This window comes from Sphingomonas sp. SORGH_AS_0870 (genome assembly GCF_031453175.1).
GTDB lineage: Bacteria > Pseudomonadota > Alphaproteobacteria > Sphingomonadales > Sphingomonadaceae > Sphingomonas.
Genome location: NZ_JAVIYW010000001.1, coordinates 49,287 through 70,356 on the forward strand (window position 1 = coordinate 49,287; position 21,070 = coordinate 70,356).

At 62.9% G+C, this 21,070-nt stretch carries 18 protein-coding genes and 1 pseudogene; 12 read left to right on the top strand and 7 right to left on the bottom strand.

Annotated elements, in window-relative coordinates; translation table 11 throughout:
- Positions 1–36: 36 nt before the first annotated feature.
- On the bottom strand, positions 37–1,227 hold the full coding sequence (locus QE363_RS00170; RefSeq protein WP_056434743.1) for an AAA family ATPase: 1,191 nt from the start codon (positions 1,225–1,227) through the stop codon (positions 37–39).
- A 238-nt stretch (positions 1,228–1,465) separates the two neighbouring features.
- The gene (locus QE363_RS00175) at positions 1,466–2,206 is read right to left on the bottom strand and encodes a glutaredoxin family protein (RefSeq protein ID WP_309690564.1); all 741 of its coding nucleotides are present in this window, start codon (positions 2,204–2,206) and stop codon (positions 1,466–1,468) included.
- Between the two features lie 45 nt (positions 2,207–2,251).
- On the opposite strand from QE363_RS00175, the gene QE363_RS00180 reads away from it, so the two are divergent.
- The 4 genes from QE363_RS00180 to QE363_RS00195 all read left to right on the top strand — a co-directional run bounded on the left by QE363_RS00180 (position 2,252) and on the right by QE363_RS00195 (position 6,863).
- Positions 2,252–2,677, top strand: a complete 426-nt coding sequence (locus QE363_RS00180) for a MerR family DNA-binding protein (RefSeq protein ID WP_309690566.1) — start codon at positions 2,252–2,254, stop codon at positions 2,675–2,677.
- A gap of 88 nt (positions 2,678–2,765) precedes the next feature.
- Positions 2,766–3,986 carry an SGNH/GDSL hydrolase family protein gene (locus tag QE363_RS00185; protein WP_309690568.1) on the top strand — a complete coding sequence of 407 codons (1,221 nt, stop codon included), beginning with the start codon at positions 2,766–2,768 and terminating at the stop codon, positions 3,984–3,986.
- Between the two features lie 203 nt (positions 3,987–4,189).
- Positions 4,190–5,515, top strand: coding sequence for a glycosyltransferase family 39 protein (locus tag QE363_RS00190; protein ID WP_309690571.1), 1,326 nt, complete (start codon positions 4,190–4,192; stop codon positions 5,513–5,515).
- Positions 5,505–6,863 (top strand): AarF/ABC1/UbiB kinase family protein, encoded by a 1,359-nt coding sequence (locus QE363_RS00195; RefSeq protein WP_309690574.1) that lies wholly within the window; start codon positions 5,505–5,507, stop codon positions 6,861–6,863. Before QE363_RS00190 ends, QE363_RS00195 begins: the two co-directional genes overlap by 11 nt.
- 69 nt (positions 6,864–6,932) lie before the next feature.
- Here QE363_RS00195 and rfbH read toward each other — a convergent pair whose 3' ends face one another.
- From rfbH to QE363_RS19660, 5 genes and pseudogenes are all read right to left on the bottom strand, one after another.
- Positions 6,933–8,246 (bottom strand): lipopolysaccharide biosynthesis protein RfbH, encoded by a 1,314-nt coding sequence (rfbH, locus tag QE363_RS00200; protein ID WP_309690577.1) that lies wholly within the window; start codon positions 8,244–8,246, stop codon positions 6,933–6,935.
- Positions 8,247–8,261: 15 nt separating this feature from the next.
- Positions 8,262–9,362 carry a CDP-glucose 4,6-dehydratase gene (rfbG, locus tag QE363_RS00205; RefSeq protein ID WP_309690580.1) on the bottom strand — a complete coding sequence of 367 codons (1,101 nt, stop codon included), beginning with the start codon at positions 9,360–9,362 and terminating at the stop codon, positions 8,262–8,264.
- The gene (gene rfbF, locus QE363_RS00210) at positions 9,347–10,120 is read right to left on the bottom strand and encodes a glucose-1-phosphate cytidylyltransferase (RefSeq protein WP_309690582.1); all 774 of its coding nucleotides are present in this window, start codon (positions 10,118–10,120) and stop codon (positions 9,347–9,349) included. The genes rfbG and rfbF overlap by 16 nt, the downstream gene beginning before the upstream one ends.
- A 12-nt stretch (positions 10,121–10,132) precedes the next feature.
- Positions 10,133–10,924 carry an FAD-binding oxidoreductase gene (locus QE363_RS00215; RefSeq protein ID WP_309690585.1) on the bottom strand — a complete coding sequence of 264 codons (792 nt, stop codon included), beginning with the start codon at positions 10,922–10,924 and terminating at the stop codon, positions 10,133–10,135.
- Positions 10,925–10,954: 30 nt separating this feature from the next.
- Positions 10,955–11,122, bottom strand: a pseudogene (locus QE363_RS19660) (2Fe-2S iron-sulfur cluster-binding protein); the annotation flags it as partial.
- Between the two features lie 382 nt (positions 11,123–11,504).
- On the opposite strand from QE363_RS19660, the gene QE363_RS00220 reads away from it, so the two are divergent.
- The 8 genes from QE363_RS00220 (at position 11,505) to QE363_RS00255 (ending at position 20,894) form a co-directional block, all read left to right on the top strand.
- The gene (locus tag QE363_RS00220; RefSeq protein ID WP_309690588.1) at positions 11,505–12,308 is read left to right on the top strand and encodes an aldolase/citrate lyase family protein; all 804 of its coding nucleotides are present in this window, start codon (positions 11,505–11,507) and stop codon (positions 12,306–12,308) included.
- A 4-nt stretch (positions 12,309–12,312) separates the two neighbouring features.
- A complete protein-coding gene (locus QE363_RS00225; protein ID WP_309690591.1) occupies positions 12,313–14,169 on the top strand; it encodes a thiamine pyrophosphate-binding protein in 1,857 nt (618 codons plus the stop codon).
- On the top strand, positions 14,151–14,858 hold the full coding sequence (locus QE363_RS00230; protein WP_309690594.1) for an HAD hydrolase-like protein: 708 nt from the start codon (positions 14,151–14,153) through the stop codon (positions 14,856–14,858). Before QE363_RS00225 ends, QE363_RS00230 begins: the two co-directional genes overlap by 19 nt.
- A complete protein-coding gene (locus tag QE363_RS00235; RefSeq protein ID WP_309690598.1) occupies positions 14,851–15,792 on the top strand; it encodes an NAD(P)-dependent oxidoreductase in 942 nt (313 codons plus the stop codon). The genes QE363_RS00230 and QE363_RS00235 overlap by 8 nt, the downstream gene beginning before the upstream one ends.
- 144 nt (positions 15,793–15,936) lie before the next feature.
- Positions 15,937–16,890 (top strand): glycosyltransferase family 2 protein, encoded by a 954-nt coding sequence (locus tag QE363_RS00240; RefSeq protein ID WP_309690601.1) that lies wholly within the window; start codon positions 15,937–15,939, stop codon positions 16,888–16,890.
- Position 16,891: 1 nt separating this feature from the next.
- Positions 16,892–17,275, top strand: coding sequence for a GtrA family protein (locus QE363_RS00245; RefSeq protein ID WP_309690604.1), 384 nt, complete (start codon positions 16,892–16,894; stop codon positions 17,273–17,275).
- Positions 17,276–17,580: 305 nt separating this feature from the next.
- Positions 17,581–19,260: a hypothetical protein gene (locus QE363_RS00250; protein ID WP_309690606.1), complete on the top strand. Its 1,680-nt coding sequence runs from the start codon at positions 17,581–17,583 to the stop codon at positions 19,258–19,260.
- Entirely contained in the window at positions 19,260–20,894 is a 1,635-nt protein-coding gene (locus tag QE363_RS00255; protein ID WP_309690608.1) for a glycosyltransferase family 39 protein, read from the top strand. Before QE363_RS00250 ends, QE363_RS00255 begins: the two co-directional genes overlap by 1 nt.
- Positions 20,895–21,070: the final 176 nt, after the last annotated feature.

A 21,070-nucleotide genomic window follows, 5' to 3' on the forward strand; every position in this document is an offset into this window, starting at 1 on the left:
AGGCAGAACATTGTCGTGTAGGAAAGAGGAAGCCGATCAAGCCGCGGCATGGATCACCGCTTCCTCGCTCAGCGGTTCGACCCGGCCCCAGCTCTGGCGGACCAGCTGCTCGACCTGGCGCATCGCCTCGTCCAGATTGGCGCGGCAGCGCTTGTGCGTCTTGGGCGTGCCGATCGGTTTTTCCAGCTCATAGACGGTCATCATCCGCATCGCGGCATGGCTGATCTCGGCCGATTCGAGGATGGGGACGGGGAGGAGCGCGGGGCCGAAGCTCTGCTCCATGATCGCGCGGACCATGGCGTGGCTGGGGTCGTTGCCGTCGAACTTGGAACAGATCAGCCGGACGAACTGGTAATCGACCTCGATGCCCGCCCCGGTCAGCTGGTTGAGGACCTGGTCCATCATCGACAGGAACTGGACGGTCGAACAGAAATCGGGCGTGGTCGCGGCCATCGGCACCAGCAGCGCATTGGCCGCCTGCATCACCGCCAGGCTGATCGTGCCCAGGGCAGGGGGCGGATCGAGCAGCACCACGTCGTAATTGCGCGCCAGATCGGCCAGGCCCCGCTTCAGCTTGCGGAACCGCGCGGCCAGCACCGATCCGCCATCGCTGCCCGCCGCGGCCAGCTCATATTCCACGTCGAACAGCTCGAGATTGGACGGGATCAGGTCGACATTGGGCCAGGGGGTGGGCTTGACCGCATAGGCCAGGTCGGTCTGGGTCGGGTCGATCGACAGATAGGGGTAGAGTGTTTCTTCGCGCGTGACGTTGAAATGCGGGTTGAAGCCGAACAAAGTCGTCGTCGTCGCCTGGCTGTCGCAATCGACGACCAGCACGCGGTAGCCCTGCACGGCGAAATAATGGGCGAGATGGGTGGTGACGGTCGACTTGCCGACGCCGCCCTTGAAATTCTGGACCGCGATGATCGCCGGAATGTCGAGCGGCGCGCGCGCCGGGGAGGCGCCCAGCACCTCGCGCATGTGGAGCAGTTCCTCGACCGTATAGCCCTGGCGACGGCCATTGTCGGTCGTGGGAGCAGGGGGGAGGCGGCCATCCTCCTCGGCCATGCGGATGCGGTTGGTCGAACAGCCGAGCAGCTGCGCGGCCTCGGCGATCCCGAAGCGGACGTGCAGGCCCTTGCGGCTCTCGGGCAGGAACGCCTTGCGCCGCAGCCGCTCGATCATCCGCTCGCCCGCGCTGGCCAAATCCCCGATCTGGGACAGCATTGCATGATCTTCCGCCACTCGCGCACCCCTTGAAGCTTTTGGGGTTGGTTAATGGCAAAGTTCATTCAATCGGGCAAGGTGGGGGAGGGGGGAAGGATGTTTCCCCGGGGAAACTTCCATTCCTCCCCTGCAAGGGGAGGTGGCAGCGCGCAGCGCTGACGGAGGGGTGTCGCGCTATCGAGAGGGGGACACCCCTCCGACGCGCTACGCGCGCCACCTCCCCTTGCAGGGGAGGATTCTACCCGCCCACCACCATCCACACCGCCATCCCGATCATCATCAGATTCTCGGTCAGCGACAGGAAGCCCAGCGGCACGTTGCTCGATCCGCCGACACAGGCGCATTTGAGTTCGCGTCGGTCGATATAGACCGCCTTCACCACAGACACCGCGCCGATGCCCCCGATGAACAGCGCGATCGGGACGGACAGCCAGGTCAGCACCCCTGCGATCATCAGCACCCCGGCCAGCCCCTCGGCAAAGGGGTAGATATAGGAATAGGGGACCCAGCGCTTGGCGAGCAGGTCGTAGTTCAGGAACATGGTCGCGAAGCTCTCGACATTCTGGAGCTTCAGAAGCGCGAGCACCGCCATGCTGAACGCGATGAACCATTCGGCCGCGCGGGTCGTGAAGGGGGTGGCATAGACCGCCTGCGATGTGGCCAGCGCCATCAGCGCGGTCATCGCGAAGAGCGCGGCGACCGGGCGATAGCTGGTCGCCTTGGGATCGGCGACCCGCTTGCCGAAGAAGCGGCGCAGATCGTCATAGCCGCCCACCCGCTCGCCCCCGACGAAGATTTGCGGGGTGGTCTTCACGCCATGCTGGGCCTTGAAGGCGTCGGTCTCCTCGCGGGTGCGCAAGTGATGGTCCTCGACCTCGTAACCCTGGCGGCGGAGCAGGTCCTTCGCCTTCAGGCCGTAAGGGCAGGTGTGGGTCGGCATCACCATGCGGTAGAGAATGGCTTTGCGGGTGGCGGTCATGGTCCTTCTCCGACTGGGGTCCATGCGCCATATGGCATCCGTACCATGGTACGGAGTCAAGACGTGTCGGAATGGACCATCGCCGGATTGGCGCGCGAAGGCGGGGTGGGGGTGGAGACGATCCGCTATTACCAGCGGCGCGGGCTGCTCGACACGCCCGAACGCCCCGCCGGGGCGAGCGCGGGGGGGCGGGTCCGGCGCTATGGCGCGGAGGATCTGGGGCGGCTGCGCTTCATCCGCTCGGGCCAGGCGGCGGGCTTCACGCTGGAACAGATCGGCGAGCTGCTGGCGCTCGACGCGACCGACGACCGGGCGCGGGTGCGCCAGCTCGCGCGGGAGCGGATCGTCGCGCTGGATGCGCAGATCGCCGCGCTCGAACAGGCGCGCGCCTTGCTCCACGCGCTGGCCGAGCGGTGCGCGGGCGAGGGGGCGGGGCCGTGCCCCATCCTCCGGTCGTTCGAGGGGGCATGACGCGGGAATGAAATTCCGCGTCACATTTAATCTATATTGATGGTTAATGGCGCAGGGCCGCCCCGCTCCCCCCGCCATGAGTTGATCCGTGACCGATACGCCCTTTCCGAGCCGACGCCGCTTCCTGACCGGCACCGCCTGTACGATCGCATTGCCGCTGATCCCCGGTTGTGCCGACGACAAGGCGCCGTCGGACCTGATCATCCCGACGCCCACCCCGACCCCGCAACCCAGCCCGACGCCCACCCCCACACCGACTCCCACCCCCACACCGACACCGACACCGACACCCGCGCGGCCGACCACGCTGGCGGCCGACCGGTTGACCATCGCCTTCGCCGGGTCGAGCAGCAGCGCGCAATATCTGTCGAATTATGACGGCCCGGCGACCAGTTCGGCGGTCGTGTCGACCGGCGACGGGATCAGCTTCGCGCCGCTCGGCCGAGGGGCGTTCGGCAAGACGGCGGGGCTGGCGATCAACGCGGCGACCGGGCGGACGGTGCGCTATGTCCGCGGCGGGGTGGGCAGCACGACGCTGATCCAATGGGCCGCGACCCACTCGACGATGCGCGCCGATCTGGTCCGCGCGATCGTCGCGGCGGGCGGGGTCGATGCGGTGCTGTTGCAGGTCGGGCGCAACGACGTCGCGGACCGGCTGACCGGCGATCTCGCCACCCAGCTGGGGCTGATCCGCACGCTGATCGCCGCGCTGCGCAGCGAGACGCGGCTGCCCGACCTGACCGTCTTCATCGGCGGGTCGCAGAATATCGGGGGCAGCGACGCTGGCCTGCACCGGATGCAGGCGATCCAGCGCCAGGCGGAGATGACCGTCGCGCTGGGCGACCCCCATGTCCGCTATGGCTTCACCACCTATGACCTGCCGGTGGTCGACGGCATCCACCAGAGCGAACAGGGGCAGATCCGGTCGGGCCAGCGCTTCGCCGCGCAGGTCCTGGCCTGGTTGCAGGGGCAGCCGGGCCCGCGCGGACCGCGCCTGGCCTCGGCGCGCGCGGTCGGGGCGAGCCAGACCGAGGTGACGCTGGCGCTGGCGGACGGCGTCGACTTCACCCCGACCAGCGCGATCTTGGGCTTTCAGGTCACCGACAGTGGACAGGCCGTGCCGATCACCGCCGCGGTGCGGACCAGCCGGACGACGATCCTGCTGTCGCACGGCGCGATCGGGACCGGCGCGCGCGGCGTCTCCTATGGCCTGGCCACCGATCCCGACGATCTGAACGGCGTGCATGACGGCAGCGCCGACCGGCTGCCGATGGAGCCGTCATTGGGGATCGTCGCCGTCACCGGCTGACGAACCGGGCGCGGTCGGCCATCCCGCCCCGGCACAGCGCCCCGAAGCCGTCCCCTTGTCCCCGGCGCCCCCGCCATCCTAAGCCGGATCGCCGTTCCGATCCGCGGCCGCCCTCGCCTGTCCCGTGGGGGAGGCTTGGGGGAGGCATCCGGGGGAAGCGGGGGACGGCGATGGGGACAGGGTCGTCACGGGGGGATCACGCCATGCCATATCCTGCGCGCGCGCCGTCCGGCCTTTGGCACGGCTTCGCCACCTCGCGCCGGGTGATCCCCGCGATCCTGCTGATCGCCATCGCGTTACGCCTGGGGCTGATCCTCGCCTTTCCGATCGCGCCGCGCGGCGACTCGCTCTGGTATCTGATCCGGGGGCGCGAGATCGCGCAAGGGCTGGGCTATCAGGAAGGGGGCTTTCCCACCGCCTTCTGGCCGGTCGGCTATCCCGCGCTGCTGGGGCTGGCGACCGCGCTGTTCGGGCCGTCGCTGGTCGGCCCGATCCTGGTCAACCTGATCGCGCAGGCCGCCACGCTGGCGCTGATCCTGTGGTTCGCGCGGCATCTGGGGGCAGGGGAGGGGGCGGCGCGGCTCGCGGCGCTGCTCTATGCCGTCTATCCCGCGCATATCGCCTATAGCGGCGACACCGCGGCCGAACCCAGCTCGACCGCGATCGTCATGGCGGGGACCGCGCTGATGCTGAAGGCGCGGGGGCGGATCGGTCCTGCGCTGCTCGCCGGGCTGGTGCTGGGGGCGGGGGCGTTGATGCGGCCGCAGATGATGCTGTTCCCGGTGCTGCTGGCGCTGGTCCTGCCGATGGCGTGGCGCGGCCACGGCGTGCGGCGGGCGGGGCTGACGCTGGCGCTGGTGCTGGCGGGCATGGCGGCGGTCCTGCTGCCCTGGAGCTGGCGCAACCAGGCGATGCTCGGCGCGCCGGTGCTGGTGTCGAGCAATGGCGGCGTCGCGCTGCACGCCGGGGCCAACGACCTGGCCGATGGCGGCTATTTCCAGGTCGAGCGGTCGCCGCTGTGGGATCAGGTCGGCATCCCCTTTGCCCAGCGGGTCGAGCGCCAGATGGAGATGGAGCGCCGGTTGAAGACGCTGGCGATCGACTGGATCGCCGCGCATCCGCTGCGCTGGGGGCTGCTCGGCCTGCGCAAGATGGGGCTGCTCTGGTGGAAGGACAGCGACGGCTTCTGGCCGCTCGACGCCAGCCATCCCGCGCGGCGCGGGCTGTGGCGCGCGATGCAGGGGGGGAACCAGCTCTTCTATCTGGCGGTGCTGGCGCTGGGCCTGGTCGGCACCGGCCGGGCGGCGCGCGCGGCGTGGCGGGGGGCGCCCGGCGCGGCGATGCTGATCCCCGCCGCCATGCCGGTCTTCTGCACCGTCCTGGCCTTCGGCTTCACCGGCCAGACCCGCTATCACTATCCCGCCATGCCCTTCGTCATGATCCTGGCGGGCTGGGTCGCGGCAAGCGTGATCGCCGGGGCGACGGAACCAAGCCGCCCGCCCGCCGCTATCCCGGATCATGGCCGATGACGACAGCAATCCCCCATCCCAGCCCGGGCAGGAGCCCCGGCACCGCGCCGTCCCCAGCGGCCGCTTCGCACGCGCGGGCGCGTTCGGGCGGCTGGCGGGCGGGGTCGCGGGCGGGATGCTGGCCGAGGGCGCGCGGCGACTGGCCAGCGGCGAGCGGCCCAGGCTCGGCGACCTGATCCTCACCCCCGGCAACGCCGCGCGGGTCGCCGACCGGCTGTCGCATTTGCGCGGCGCGGCGATGAAGCTGGGCCAGATGATCTCGATGGACGCGGGCGACCTGTTGCCGCCCGAGCTCCAGGCCATCCTCGCGCGGCTTCGCGACCAGGCGTACCGGATGCCGCCCGCGCAGCTCGACAAGGTGCTCCGGGCCGAATGGGGCCCCGACTGGCGACGCCGCTTCCGCCATTTCGAGGCGGCCCCCATGGCCGCCGCCTCGATCGGGCAGGTCCACCGCGCGACCCTGCCCGACGGCCGGGTGCTGGCGATCAAGGTGCAATATCCCGGCGTGCAGGGCAGCATCGGGTCGGATGTCGACAATGTCGCGACGCTGCTGCGCGTGTCGAACCTGATCCCGCCCTCGGTCGACCTGAAGCCGCTGCTGGAGGAGGCCAAGCGGCAACTGGCCGAGGAGGCCGATTACCGGCGCGAGGCCGATCGGATGCGTAGCTTTGGCGAGCGGCTGGCGGGCGATCCGCGCTATGTCGTGCCCGCGCCCGAGCCGTCGCTGACCACGTCGCTGGTGCTGGCGATGGACTATCTCCCCGGCCAGCCGATCGAGACGCTGGTCGAGGCCGACCAGGCCACCCGCGACGGCGCGATGACCGCGCTGATCCAGCTGGTCCTGCGCGAGCTGTTCGAGTTCGGCATGATGCAGACCGATCCGAACTTCGCCAATTACCGCTGGCAGGCGGAGACCGGGCGTCTGGTCCTCCTCGACTTCGGCGCGGCGCGCGACGTGCCGCCCGAGACCGTCGCCTCCTATCGCCGGTTGATCGAGGCGGGGCTGGCGCATGACCGCGACCGCATCCGCGAGATCGCGGTCGAGACGGGTTTCCTGGGCGAAAGGGCGGTGGCCGCGCACCGCCCGGCGGTCGACCGGATCATCGCCGCGATCGACGACACCATGGCGAAGGCAGGCCCCTTCGACTTTGGCGACCGCGCCTTCGTGCCGGTGGTGCGCGAGGAGACACGCGCCATGATCGCCGACCGCGACACCTGGCACGTGCCCCATGTCGAGACGCTGTTCGTCCAGCGCAAGATCAGCGGCACGGCGTTGCTGTGCGCCCGGCTGAAGGCGCGGGTCGATATACGCGGGCTGGCGGCGCAGGCGATTGGGGCGGTGAAGTAGGGTTCAACCCCTGCGGGCCATTCGAGGCCTCATCATGCCGCCACGTACATGATGAGGCCCCTCGGGATTTTAGAAGTTCAGGCCGAAGAATTCTTCGAGCTTTTCGCCGACAAAGTCGAAATGGGTTTCGCCCAGCGCCGGGAAGACGCCCAGCCAGAAGGTGTCGTTCATGACCCGGTCGGTCCGGGTCAGGTCGCCCTCGACACGGTAGTTCACATGCTGGAAATAGGGCTGACGGGTCAGATTTCCGGCGAACAGCAGCCGCGTCCCGATCTTGTTCTGGTCAAGGAAGCGCGTGACGTCGACGCGCTTGGCATCCACGCCTTCGCGCAGCATGACCGGATAGCCGAACCAGGACGGGTCCGAATTCGGCGTCGCCTCCGGCAGGATCAACACTTCCTCGAGGCTCTTCAGGCGTTCGGTCAGCAACCGGAAATTGCGCCGGCGTGCCTCGATGAAATCCTGTGCGCGGTCGAGCTGCGCCAGGCCGCATGCCGCCTGCATGTCGGTGATCTTAAGATTGTAACCGAGATGCGAATAGACATATTTGTGGTCGTAACCATAGGGCAGCGAACCGTGCTGCTGCGAGAAGCGCGAGCCGCAGGTATTGTCGCAACCCGGCTGGCAATAGCAGTCGCGACCCCAGTCGCGGATGCTCTCGATGATCGGCTTGAGTTCCGCCGAACGCGTGAAGACCGCACCGCCTTCACCCATGGTCAGATGATGCGCCGGATAGAAGGACAGGGTGGCGACGTCGCCGAACGTGCCCACCCACTTGCCGTCATAGGTCGAGCCGAGCGCGTCGCAGCAATCCTCGACCAGCCACAGGTCATGCTCGTCGCAGATACGCCGGACCTCGGCGAGGTTGAACGGGTTCCCCAGCGTATGGGCGAGCATGATCGCACCGGTCTTTTCGGTGATCGCTGCTTCGATCAGGCTGGCGTCGATATTGTAGGTCGGAATGTCGACATCGACGAAGACCGGCACCAGGCCATGCTGGATCGACGGGTTGACCGTGGTCGGAAAGCCGGCCGCGACGGTGATCACTTCGTCCCCCGGCTTCAAGCGGCGGTCGCCGAGCTTGTGGCTGGTGAGGCACGACAGCGCCAGGAGATTGGCCGACGATCCCGAGGTCGTGGTCAGGACATGCGGCACGCCCAGCATCTTCGCCAGACCGGCCTCGAACAGCGAATTGAAGCGGCCGGTGGTCAGCCAGCCGTCAAGCGACGCCTCGACCATCAGCTCGATCTCGGGCGCGCCGATCACCTTGCCGGCGGGCGGAATGACGCTTTCGCCGGGTACGAACGGCTTGGGGGCGAACTGGGCCTCGGCATATTGGCCGACAAGCTGGCGGATTTGCTTGCGGAGATCATCAGCGGTCATAGAAAATCGATCCTGTCAGGAAGAATGGGGAGCGCTGGCGAAGCGTTCCAGTTCGGAAAGGCAATAGGCGCGCATGTCCGCACCGGACAGCCAGGCGCGGTGCCATGCGACGATGCGCTCCAGCGCCTCGGCCAATGTCCAGCGCGGCCGCCAGCGGAGCCGGTCCTGCGCCTTGGAGATGTCGAGCTTGAGGTAGCGTGCTTCATGAGGCTGGACGCTTTCGTCCCGCACCCAGTCGGCACCGTCGCCCCAGGCGGCACACATATGCTCGACGATCCATTGGACGGGACGGGCATCCTCGTCGCGCGGACCGAAATTCCAGGCCTGGGCGGCCGAGGGATCATCCCACAGGGCCTGTGCCAGGACGAGATAGCCGGATACGGGCTCGAGGACGTGCTGCCACGGGCGGATTGCCAGGGGGTTGCGGATCAGCACCGGATCGTTCGCGGCGATCGCCCGCAAAATGTCGGGGACCAGCCGGTCGACCGCCCAGTCGCCCCCGCCAATGACATTGCCTGCCCGGCCGGAGGCGATCGCCGTCTTGCATTCGCCATCGAAGAACGAACGCCGATAGGCGGAGGTGACGAGCTCGGCGCATCCCTTGGAGTTGGAATAGGGGTCATGACCGCCCATCGCTTCGTCTTCGCGATAGCCCCAGACCCACTCCCGGTTTTCATAGCATTTGTCGGTCGTCACCACGACACAGGCGCGGACATGGCCCGCCCGGCGTACCGCCTCGAGCAGATGTACCGTGCCCATGACGTTGGTGGCATAGGTGCCGACCGGATCGTCATAGCTGGCCCGCACGAGGGGCTGGGCGGCCATATGGATCACGATCTCCGGATCGGCCGCCACCAGCGCCTGTTCGAGCACGTCGCGATCGCGAATGTCGCCGATGATCGAGGTGATGCCGTCCGATACGCGCGCCACGTCGAACAAGGCGGGTTCGGTAGGAGGAGCGAGCGCGAAGCCCGTCACGTCCGCGCCCATCTGCTGGAGCCACAGCGCCATCCAGCTGCCCTTGAATCCGGTATGCCCGGTCAGGAAGACGCGCTTGCCCGCCCAGAAGGCGGGGTCGACCATGCCGCGCCGATCGGCGCTCATCGCCAGACGCACCACGGAGCCTTGCCGCTTTCCCAAAGCGTATTGAGCATCTGCTTCTCGCGCAGCGTGTCCATCGGCTGCCAGAAACCATGATGCTCGAAGGCCATCAGTTCGCCGTCGCTGGCCAGGTTGCGCAGCGGTTCCTGCTCCCAAAGCGTATGGTCGCCCTCGATATAGTCCAGCACCTTGGGCGACAGAACAAAGAAGCCGCCATTGATCAGGCCACCGTCGCCCTGGGGTTTTTCGAGGAAATTGGCGACCCGGCCCTCCTCGATCTGCAGCGCGCCGAAACGGCCTGGCGGATAGGTCGCGGTCAGGGTCGCCGCCTTGCCATGACTGCGGTGGAATTCCATCGTCGCGGTGATGTCGATGTCGCCGACACCATCGCCATAGGTGAAGAAGAACAGTTCTTCATCCTTCACATGCTCGGCCACGCGCTTGAGCCGTCCGCCGGTCTGGGATTCGTCGCCCGTATCGATCAGCGTCACCCGCCACGGTTCGGCGCGGCGTTCGTGGACGATCATCTCATTGGCCTTCATGTCGAAGGTCACGTCCGACATGTGCAAGAAGTAATTGGCGAAATACTCCTTGATCACATAGCCCTTGTAGCCGCAGCAGATCACGAAATCGGTAACGCCATGCGCCGCGTAGATCTTCATGATGTGCCACAGGATCGGACGCCCCCCGATCTCGATCATCGGCTTGGGCCGAAGGCTGGTTTCTTCGGCAAAGCGCGTGCCAAGCCCACCGGCCAGAATGACTGCCTTCATGAATGAAAAACCTCAGTTCGAGCTGACGAATGCGTCGGAAAAAAAGCGCCGGGTCGGTAGGCCCAGCGCAAGAAGAGCGTTGCGGGCCGAGGCGATCATGCTCTGCGAGCCGCAGGCATAGACCACCGTGTCGCCGGCATCGATGCCAGCGGCGATCGCCGCATCCTGAACATAGCCGCGCTTGCCTGGCCAAGCCGCCTGGCGATCGGACAGAAGATGGTGAACGCCGATATCCAGCCCCAGGCCGACGGGATCCCAGCAGAAGCTCTCGGCCGCCCGATTGCCCCAGAACACGCTGATTCGATGGCGCGCGGCGCGTGCCGGGTCGGCTGCCAGTTCTTCAAGCAGCGCCTTGACCGGCGCGATCCCCGTCCCCGTCGCCAGGAACAGGATGTTGGTCGGTGCCTCGTCGCGCAGGAAGAAGGTGCCGAACGGGCCTTCGATACGGATCAGGTCGTTGGGCTTGGCCCGCTCGAACCAATAGTCGCTCAGCCGGCCACCCGGATAGCGCTTGATGATCAGTTCGAGCAGGGCGTTTTCACGCGGCGCGTTGGCCAGCGAATAGCTGCGCCGGACGCCGTCTGCGAGGACGTCGATATATTGGCCGGGCAGGAAGCGCATCGGCGAGGCGGGCGGCGTCTTCAGGATGACCTTGACGATGTCCGGCGCCAGCCGGTCGATCGTGACGATCCGGCTGGGCATGGTGCGGATCTCAAGCCCTGCGACCCGGTCGAGCGGCTCGATGTCGAGGCTGACATCGTCGGTAGCAGACCGACAACAAGTAAGGATAAGTCCTTGCGCCACTTCATCGCCCGTGAGGCTTTCGTCTTCCGAGCGGAGTATGAGCGTCTCACCATTCAGAACGAGCGATTTGCAGATACCACAACGTCCTGTCCGGCAGCTATACTCGAGCGCGACGCCAGCAGCGCGAGCTGAGTCAAGGATAGACGTCGCGGAATCCGCTTCAAAGGAACGTCCATTGCTAAGGCGTATGATAGGCATGGGCGCTACGCTGATACTTGTTTATGCGTACTAGTCCAGCACATAAAATGACGAACGCCGCCCTATTCGCGGTGGTCGGGCATTGACACGGCTTGCCAAAGCCGAGCAAGGGATTTTTTAAAGTGAGACCATGCATGGCTGGCTTTTCCATCTTGCTCGAGGGATGTGTTGGTTGATATGTCGGTGTCGACTGCGAATGCCTCGCATCTTAAAAATCGCCTCTGCAAGGCGGACAGATTAATCGCCTTCATCCTGCCTCTTTGCCTAAGGTGAGAACAGCCGTGGTCGAGTTTGCCTTAAGCAGGGCGGCAGTCGCTCAATTGCCTGAACGACAACATTCCTAAATCCATCAACAACCTAACGGATCATCGGGGGACCCGACGTGAATCAGTACGAAAAGCGGATGCAGGCCATCCTTGAAGAAGGTAAGGCGAAGTACGGCATTCTCGCGGTCAAGGCGGAATTCGAGGCCGAAGGAACGCGGGTCGACGAGTTGCTCCGGCTTCTTGAGATTGCCCGACGTGCAGGGGTGAAGGTCGCGATCAAGATCGGCGGATGCGAGGCCATTCGCGACCTGATCGAATGCCGTCTGTACGGCGTCGACTATATCATCGCTCCGATGGTCGAAACCCCTTACGCGCTCAGCAAATATGTCGCGGCCAAGGACAAGGTCTATCCGCGCGAAGAGCAGGCCGACGTAAGCTTCTTGTTCAACGTCGAAACCTATCAGACTTATGAGCAACTCGACGCCTTGGCCAAGGTCGCGCAGGAAGGCCGCGTCGGCATGGTGTTCGGCCGCGTCGATTTCGCCGGTTCGATGGGCCACAGCCGCGATTTCGTGAATTCCGACGAGATGCGCGGTTACGTCGCGAAGGTCGGTGAAGCCGCGCGTGACGCCGATGTCGAACTGGTTGTTGGTGGCGCCGTCAGCCCGGATTCCATCCCGTTCCTGGCGCATGTCCATGAACGCCGACTGGACCGGTTCGAGACGCGCAAGGTCATCTTCGACGGTGCGATCGCCAACACGCCCGACGCGGCGCGCGCCGGCATGGAGCTGGCAATCGAGTTCGAACTGTTGTGGCTCAAGAACAAGCGCGATTACTACAAGACGATCGCGGCCGAAGACGAAGCCCGTATCGCCATGATGGAGAAGCGCCAGCAGACCACGATCAAGGCGGCTGCCTGATCCCATGGCCAAGATGCGCGTTGCCGACCTGATCGCTCGCCTGCTCGTGGAGCAGGGCGTTACCGACGTCTTCATGCTCACCGGCGGTGGGGCCATGCATCTCAACGATGCGCTTGGCCGGGCGAAGGGCCTGAAGAAGGTCTTTGTCCATCACGAGCAGGCAGCATCGATCGCGGCGGAAAGCTATGCCCGGCTATGCGGGCGGCCTGCGGCGGTCAATGTCACCACCGGACCGGGTGGGGTCAACGCGCTGAATGGCGTCTATGGTGCCTATGTGGACTCGATCCCGATGATCGTCGTCTCGGGACAGGTGAAGCGCGAAACCTGCGCCTTCAACTATCCCCTGCCCCTGCGCCAGCTGGGCGATCAGGAGGTCGACATCGTCGGGATGGTCCGCGGCATCACCAAATATGCAGTGGTGCTCGACGATCCCAAGGACGCGAGGCGCGTGGTGGAGAAAGCGATCCATCTCGCACGGCGGGGGCGGCCGGGGCCGGTCTGGATCGATGTGCCGATCGACGTGCAGGCAGCGCCGGTCGATTTCGACACGCTTGCGCCTTATGATCCGTCCCAGGACGATGACGCGCATGAAGCCGCCAATACCCGGGCGGAAACGGGCGCGCTGACGGGCACGCCACTCGATCAGGAGGTCGCGGCGACGCTGGCCGAACTGTGCGCGGCGGAGCGCCCGGTGGTTCTGGCGGGGGCGGGCGTACGCCTGTCCGGGCAGCATCAGGCATTCCTCGATTTCGTCGAGCGATTGGGCGTGCCGGTCGTCACCGGCTGGAACGCGCATGACGCGATCCCCAACACCCATCCGCTATATGTCGGACGCCCGGGTTCGGTCGGCGATCGCGGCGGAAATTTTGCCGTGCAGACGGCGGATTATGTGCTGGTGCTGGGCTCGCGGCTCAACATTCGTCAGATCAGCTACAATTGGAAGAGCTTCGCACGCAATGCGCGGGTCGCGATGGTCGACATCGATCGGAGCGAGCTGGAAAAGCCGACCCTATCGCTGCACCGTCCCATCCACGCCGATCTGGCCGACTTCTTTGCGGCTGCGGCCCGTGCCACCCTGCCCGAGGGCGATCGGCACGAGGCACGCGCCGATTTCCTGAAGCGCAGCGTCGAGCGCGCCGCGCGCTATCCCGTCGTGCTACCCGAATATCGATCGGTAGAAAGCCCGATCAATCCTTATGTTTTCGGCGAGGCGCTGTTCGCCGAGCTGGAAGAAGGCGATATCATCGTGACCGGCGACGGTACGGCCTGCGTCACCATCTTCCAGGCGGCCTATCTAAAGCCCGGTCAGCGGCTCTATACCAATTCCGGCTGCGCCTCGATGGGCTATGACCTGCCGGCCGCGATCGGTGCCTATTATGCGGGCGGCGGCCGGCGCATCATCTGCCTCGCCGGGGACGGCAGCATCATGATGAACCTGCAGGAACTTCAGACCATCGTCGGTCAGAAGCTGCCGGTGAAGGTCTTCGTCCTCAACAATGACGGCTATCACTCGATCCGCCAGTCCCAGCAGAACCACTTCCCCGACAATATCGTTGGCTGCGGTCCCGACAGCGGGCTGAGCTTCCCCGAATTCGCGCGGCTTGCGGAAGGGTTTGGGTTGCCCGCATCGAAGGTGGACAGTCACGCGGGTCTTTCCACGGCGATCCGTGCGACGTTGGACAGCGACGGTCCTCAGCTTTGCGAGGTCATGATCGACAAGCGGCAGGAATTCGCGCCCAAGCTCAGTTCGCGCCGCCTGGAGGACGGCACCATGGTTTCGCCGACCCTGGAGGACCTGTCCCCCTTCCTTCCGCGCGAGGAACTGGCGGAGGCCATGGCACCGTGCGTCACGAACGACTGAGCCCGGTCGGTTCTGATAGCCCGCCGATCGCCCATGTCATCTTCGACCTGGACGGCACGCTGGTCGACAGCTGTGCCGTCTGCATCGATATCCTGTCCGAAATCCTCGTCGAGCGTGGTTCGGTACAGGCAATCGATCCGGTCGGAGCGCGGGCTTATATGAGCCGTGGCGGGCTCGACATGGTGTCGGGTTTGCTTGGCGACGCATGTCGCGATCCGGCAGCGGATCTGGCTGAGTTCCGGGCGCGCTATCAACTGCGTCAGACGCCGGTCGAAACGTTGTTTCCTGGCGTATCGGACGGCTTGGCGCGTCTACGTGAAGGGGGATTGACCTTATCGATCTGCTCGAACAAGCCGCAGATCCTTTGCGAGAAGGTGCTGGCCGATACAGGCTTGGCGGATCATTTCGCCGTCGTGGTCGGCGGACAGCCTGGCATGCGCCCAAAGCCTGCTTTGGATTTGCTTCATGCCGTGTTGAACCGCGTGGACGATCCAGCCGAAGCGTGTCTGTTCGTCGGCGACAGCGAACTAGACCACGCGGTCGCAGCCGCAGCGAACATACCATTTCACTTCATGACCTATGGCTATGCCGAACCCGGCTGGGCGCTGCAGCAAGGCGTCGCCTTCGACTGTTTTCAAACCATGGCCAGTGCGATCCTGGCGCGCACATCAACCTCGCCCCATGCCTGAGGCTTCCATCGGCCATGACCTGGCCTCCAGCGATCGCCACATCGCGATAACCGGCGCAAGCGGTTGGATCGGTCTGGCGACACTTGATCTGCTGGAGCGAACGCTCGGACCAGATTTCTCATCACGGGTAAGTTGCTACGGCTCCACCGCTCGCCTTCTTGATTTAGGGGGGGGGAGGACGGTGCAACAGCGCGCCTTGACCGATCTAGAGACACTCAAAGCGAAGCGGATATCAGTCCTCCATTTCGCCTTCCAGACGAAGGACCGGGCGGAATTGATGAGCGAAGCGGATTACCGCAGCGCCAATCGTGCCATTGCCGATACCGTGCTGATCGCTTTGGATAAGATCGATGCGGAGCGCCTATTCATAGCTTCATCTGGCGCCGCGACCAAAATTGATGATCCCACCGCCAGTCCGGCGATGCGACTATACGGGCAGTTGAAGTACGATGACGAAAACCGTTTTTCGGACTGGGCTGATTTGCGTGCAAGGCGTGCAGTCATAGGGCGGATTTTCAATATTACTGGGCCTTACATCAACAAACATCAGGCCTATGCCATGGCCAGCTTTATTCTTGATGCCCTAGCCCGCCGACCAATTACGGTAAAAGCACCGCGTGAAGTCATCCGCGGCTATGTCGCCATTCGAGAACTGATGGCTTTAATATGGGCGTTGCTCAATGAGGCAGCCGACGGGGTGGCCAGGTTCGATAGCGGAGGTGAGGCGCAGGAGCTTGGTGAAGTCGCCATGGTTGTTGATCAGGCCCTGGGAGGCAACGGCGTGATGCGGGCTGCAATTACTGAATCTGTAGCCGATCATTATGTTGGGAACGGAGTGCATTATGCAGAGCTTTTGTCCAAGCATTCCATTGCCCCCATTCCGCTTGTCCAACAGATTAATGAAACTGCTGCTTATCTTCGTCGGCAAAACTGACATATTCAAAAGTATATATTGCTAATGAGATGTTCCGCATTGCTAAATATATCGTCAATTATTGGAAATTGATCAATTAGCAATAAATTTTATCTATTGAGGCTCTATTGAGCTTTTTTCTTTCCAAAGAGCGCTGGTGTGACTATGATTGAGATTCAAAGCCAGCGACCTGATATTTCGGTCGTGATCCCTTGTTACAACGAAGAAGACAATGTCCAGGCGATCTGCGCTGCGGTTATCGCGCAGCTTGAACCGCTTGGTATATCGTTCGACGTCATCTTCATTGATAATGACTCGACGGATCGCACTGTCGATCTCGTCCGTGGCCTGTGCGCGGCAGATGCTCGAGTCCGGCTGATCGTCAATACCCGCAATTACGGGCAGATGCGGTCGCCGACCCATGGTATCTATCAGGCGCGGGGACGTGCGGTCATCGGCATGTGCGCCGATTTCCAAGACCCGCCCGAATTATTGCCTGAATTCGTACGCCGTTGGCAATCGGGAGTGGATATCGTTCTGGCTCTCCGCAAGTCGGAGACCAAGAACGGGCCGATGCTGCGCATGATGCGTGGTTTATCCTATTGGCTGGCAAGGAATTTCGGCGACTATCCGATCTTGCCTGATGCTACTGGCTTTGGCTTGTACGATGCACGGGTCGTGCAAGCGACGCGTCTTCTGTCCGAGCCCGAACCATTTTTCCGCGGTATGCTGGTTGAAACTGGCTACAAACTAGAAACCATTGCATTTTTACGCCCACCCCGGGCTGGCGGAAAGTCCAAGAACAATTTCTTTGCGCTGCTGGATTTTGCCATGTCTGCACTGGCAGGATCATCCAAGCGCCTTTTACGTGTACCTCTGTATATTGGCGTCTTTGGAGCATTGATGACGTTGGTCATGCTGCTGGGAGGGACGCTGGCCTTTTTCCTCGACAAGCCAATTGCCGGCTGGTTCATTGCGGCAATTGTACAGGCTGAGCTGGCGTTGCTGTTCGGTTTCTTGGGCCTTCTTGGCGATAATGTCCGCATCATTTCCGAGCGAACGCGTGGCACGCCTTTGGTTTTGGAGCGTGAGCGTGTCAACTTCCCGTCGGATTATTGATATGAAGTTTTCACGCGAACGCGTTCGCGAATTATGGCGCTATTATCAAGCAGGCGTAGTCAACACAATTTTTGGCTTGGGGGCATATTCAGCGCTTGTATGGCTTGGACTTGGTATGTTCATGGCGCAATTCATTGCCCATGCAATGGGTGTTGCATTCAACTATCTTACCTATAGTCGTCATGTATTTCGCGATGCGAACCCATCCCCAGGCCGGTTTCTGCTATCCTATGTGGTCAATTATCTGATCGGACTGATCACGTTGGCACTCGTATCGCAATTTATCATTTCTCCTTACGGCACGGGGATCGTGTCTGCCGGCGCTGTATCGGTAGTCAACTATTTTATCCTGAAGCGTTTTGTGTTTTTGACTGGAGCGACTTAATCGGTTGTGATTGGCAGAAATCCGGCAAGGAAGCACTGCGGATTTCTGATGGCGGTGACGGCTATCGATGCCAATCTGACGATGGTGCAGATTTCGTATCGGCTACGCATGCGTGTCTCGACGGTTTTCTGGTTGGCACAAAACTATCCGGCCATGTCACTCATGGGAGCATACATGGCCCCGCATCGACCGATCTTTTGGCTTTTTGGCACTATCCGTACGATTGGCTAGTGATACCGGGTGGTTTGATCTTCAACCAATGCCACGGCAGGACGAGAAACCATGCTGGTTATGAAAGGCCTACGTTGAAGCATGACATTTCACGCCGTGCGCTGCTGCCCGTAGCGACTGGTATAGGATGGGGAGCAGTCGGGCTATTTGCTGGTAGCGCGCCTGCACAAGCCAACCCGCAATCGCTAACCGACACACCTCCAACCGTACTCACGCCTGGTGTCCACCGCGTTGACATCAATCTAACGATCCGTGGCGACCTCATGGTCCCGTCTGGCACGACGATCGAGATCGCGGAAGGCCGGACCCTTACCCTTCTGGGCAGCTTCATGGCACCGCTCGCTCATGTTTTTACCGGAACTGGCACGGTGGATCTCAATCGCAGTCGGATGGTCGAAGCCCATCCCGAGTGGTGGGGTGCCGCCCCAGGCGATAGTAGGCGAGATAGCCTGGCTGCGCTGAAAGCATGCTTGGCCGCGCATCCTGTCATGCGACTGCTCGCAGCGGACTACTTCATATCGGCTACGTTTGCAGTTGAACGCTCCTTCTGTCGGATCATCGGCAGCGGTTTCCGGGGAACGGAACCGGGGCAGGGGACGCGCCTGATCATGACAGGGGGACGTGCCGACGTTCTACGCGTCGGGCCTGCCAGTCGCCCGAAGACGGTCAATGATTTCCTCCAGAATGTTGACGTTCGCGGCATCGCGCTGGCGCGCACGGTCGCACCCGATACCAGCGGGGAGGCCCAACCAGCGGGCCTGCGGGCACAATTCCTTTTGTTTGGTCGCATTGACGACGTCAGCGCTGCTGAGCACGCGGTTGGTTTCGTGGCGCGTGGGCTGGTGCGAACGACTTTTACGAACTGTGTCGCTTTTCGTTCCATGCGAGGAAAGCAAGACAACCAATATTGGCGTGGCTTTTTGCTGGACGGGTCCGTCGACATTGGCTTGGCAGGCGGCAATGCTTCGCTGTCGCTCATCGAATGCAATGCATCGATTGGAGGAGACCCCAAGATTGGGGATGGCGTTGGGCTGTTGCTCGATGGCGCTTTTGCCGACAGTTTCATTCTTGGCTTCGAGACGACGGGCATTGCCACCGGCATCCGTGTGGATGGCCGCGCCGATGCCCTTGCTGCGCGTGGCCGTAACGGTCATGTCAATCTTCACCTGACGATGCCCATCATCGATCAATGCGGGACGATAGGGATCGAAATCCGCAATACCTCCACCCATGCAATGATCGATATCACCGAACCCTACGTCGCCGTCGCCCCTTCTGCCACAGCGGCCCTGCGGTTCGATCGGATGAGAGGCGCGGCGACCCTGACAGGTGGCCAGTGTGTCGGCAACATGGATATGGCTGCAGGGGGCCATGCTGCGGGACTGGAAGCGCTGGATAGTCATGGCTTGCAAACGACTGGGCTCAAGATTTTGGAGCATTCACGCCCAGTGGTCGTGACGAGATGCAACGGCTTGTCACTCCGTTTGCTGATTGCGAATCCCTCCTCGCGGCCTGGGGGCGATGCTATCAGCGTCAGCAACTGCACGGCCGGAACGATCGCTCCCCTGATTTCGGGACAGGACGGTGCGTTTGCCACGGGCGTACGATTCGTTGGAGGGTCGGTGCAGATGCACGTCGATGCTAGCGGGATAATGCCCGCCGCGCTGGACGGAAATGGCCCGCGCGTCATGAACGGCGATCGGCCGTTTTCGCTACCATCCCGTGAAGCATACATCACGGTCGACGGCATCTGATGAACGCCTTGGGCAAACGTCATGGCTGGTATCTCCCAGCCATATTGATGGCGGCGCTGATGATGCGACTGGCAACCATCAGGTTCGGCTTGCCCGGACTCAATGATCCCGACGAATTGATGTTCGAGATGGGTGCGATCCGGATGCTTACGGGACCGACGCTCAATCCAGGCTGGTTCGGCCACCCGGCAACGACCACCATCTATTTGCTCGCCGTCATCAACATAATGGTTTTTGGCGGTGGCTGGCTGAGTGGCCTGTTCGCATCTCCCGACGCCTTCACGAAGGCCGTCTATACCGACCCTAGCTGGATTATCCTGCCCGGCCGGATCGCGATGATGTTTTTCGGAATCGCCACGATCTGGCTCACCGCACGGTTGGCAGCGCGTCTGTTCGGCAACCGCACGGGCGTAATTGCAGCATTGCTCTTGGCTTTCAATCCGGTTCACATGGCATGGTCGCAAATCATTCGGTCCGACATGATGGCCTGCCTCTTCATGCTGATGTGCTTGGGAGCGGCCATAGACATCGCTGAACAAGGACGCTGGCGCGATTATGTTCGTGCCGCCTTGTGGCTGGGTCTGGCGATCGCAACCAAATGGCCCTTTGCCCTATCGGCCATCGGCATCGTATCTGGAACATGGCTCGCCATTCGTTCGGGTGTGCTGAGCAGGCGACAGGGAATGATCCGGCTAGCTGCAGCGGGGTTGATGGCTATCGGCTTCCTGTTCGTAATCTCGCCCTACCTGCTGCTCGCCTATCCCACCGTCATCGCTAATCTGCAGGGCGAGGGACAGGCTCATCATCTGGGCGCTACCGGAGGTGGGTTCCTGGCGAACCTATGGTGGTATATCCGGGTGCCCCTGCTGTCCGGTTTCGGCTTGGTCGGCCTAGGACTGTTTCTTTTGGGCTGGCTGCGTCTGCCGCGCCAGCGCCAGGCTTTTGTGATGCTGGCGCCGATGGCCGCCGGTTTCTTGATCGTTCTGTGTAGTCAAAGGCTGATCTGGGAGCGGTGGGCCTTACCACTGATGATGATTGGCGCCATGGTGGCGGCGCATGGGCTTACGATCCTAACGGCGTGGTTGCGCCAGCACATCGGCACGGACAGAGCGCGTCACGCATCTGTTGGATTATTAGGTCTAACCTTGGCAATATCAGGCCAACGGGCTTGGGCTGATGGGAAAGCCCGAACCCACGACACGCGCCAAATCGCAGCGGCATGGTCCCGCAGCCACATCCCGCCCGGCAGTATCGTATTGGTTGAGCACTTCGCTTTTGATCTGCTGAATCAGCCATGGCATTTTCTGTTCCCGATGGGTAATGCGGGGTGCGTCGATGCTGGCGCGATGCTGCACGGACGTATTCGTTACGCCACGATTGAACGCGCAAGACGTGGCCGTTCAAATGTGGACTATGGGACAGTCTCATCCCATATGCGCACTACCTGTACTGCCGATTTTGCCATTTTGACCCAGGCTGAACGCTATCACGCCGAGCGTAATCTATTTTCCCGCGAAGACGAGGCTTATCAACGTCTAGAGCAACATGGGCGCGTGGTTGCGACGTTCCGGCCGCTGTCGGGCAAAATCGGGGGGCCAACAGTAACCATAATAGACTTCAGGCAAAGGCGGTAAAAGGACAGCAGTTTTCGGACAAAGGTGACTGAGTATCCCGTTTGTCCGTCTACCTGCTCGAACGGCGGGTGCCGGTCGCGACCGGATGCCTTGGCCTTGGCTCAGAATCTGTATTTGCGTCTGATCGGGGGTGGTCCCTTGAGGATCTCAAGTATTTGTCTGCATCGCAAGGGTCG

What these genes read in the sequence shown, in the direction of transcription:
- QE363_RS00170 (WP_056434743.1), bottom strand. Translation starts at nt 1,227, where the DNA reads ATGCTGTCCCAGATCGGGGATTTGGCCAGCGCGGGCGAGCGGATGATC.
- QE363_RS00175 (WP_309690564.1), bottom strand. Translation starts at nt 2,206, where the DNA reads ATGACCGCCACCCGCAAAGCCATTCTCTACCGCATGGTGATGCCGACC.
- QE363_RS00180 (WP_309690566.1), top strand. Translation starts at nt 2,252, where the DNA reads ATGGTACGGAGTCAAGACGTGTCGGAATGGACCATCGCCGGATTGGCG.
- QE363_RS00190 (WP_309690571.1), top strand. Translation starts at nt 4,190, where the DNA reads ATGCCATATCCTGCGCGCGCGCCGTCCGGCCTTTGGCACGGCTTCGCC.
- QE363_RS00195 (WP_309690574.1), top strand. Translation starts at nt 5,505, where the DNA reads ATGGCCGATGACGACAGCAATCCCCCATCCCAGCCCGGGCAGGAGCCC.
- rfbH (WP_309690577.1), bottom strand. Translation starts at nt 8,246, where the DNA reads ATGACCGCTGATGATCTCCGCAAGCAAATCCGCCAGCTTGTCGGCCAA.
- rfbF (WP_309690582.1), bottom strand. Translation starts at nt 10,120, where the DNA reads ATGAAGGCAGTCATTCTGGCCGGTGGGCTTGGCACGCGCTTTGCCGAA.
- QE363_RS00225 (WP_309690591.1), top strand. Translation starts at nt 12,313, where the DNA reads ATGGCCAAGATGCGCGTTGCCGACCTGATCGCTCGCCTGCTCGTGGAG.
- QE363_RS00235 (WP_309690598.1), top strand. Translation starts at nt 14,851, where the DNA reads ATGCCTGAGGCTTCCATCGGCCATGACCTGGCCTCCAGCGATCGCCAC.
- QE363_RS00240 (WP_309690601.1), top strand. Translation starts at nt 15,937, where the DNA reads ATGATTGAGATTCAAAGCCAGCGACCTGATATTTCGGTCGTGATCCCT.
- QE363_RS00245 (WP_309690604.1), top strand. Translation starts at nt 16,892, where the DNA reads ATGAAGTTTTCACGCGAACGCGTTCGCGAATTATGGCGCTATTATCAA.
- QE363_RS00255 (WP_309690608.1), top strand. Translation starts at nt 19,260, where the DNA reads ATGAACGCCTTGGGCAAACGTCATGGCTGGTATCTCCCAGCCATATTG.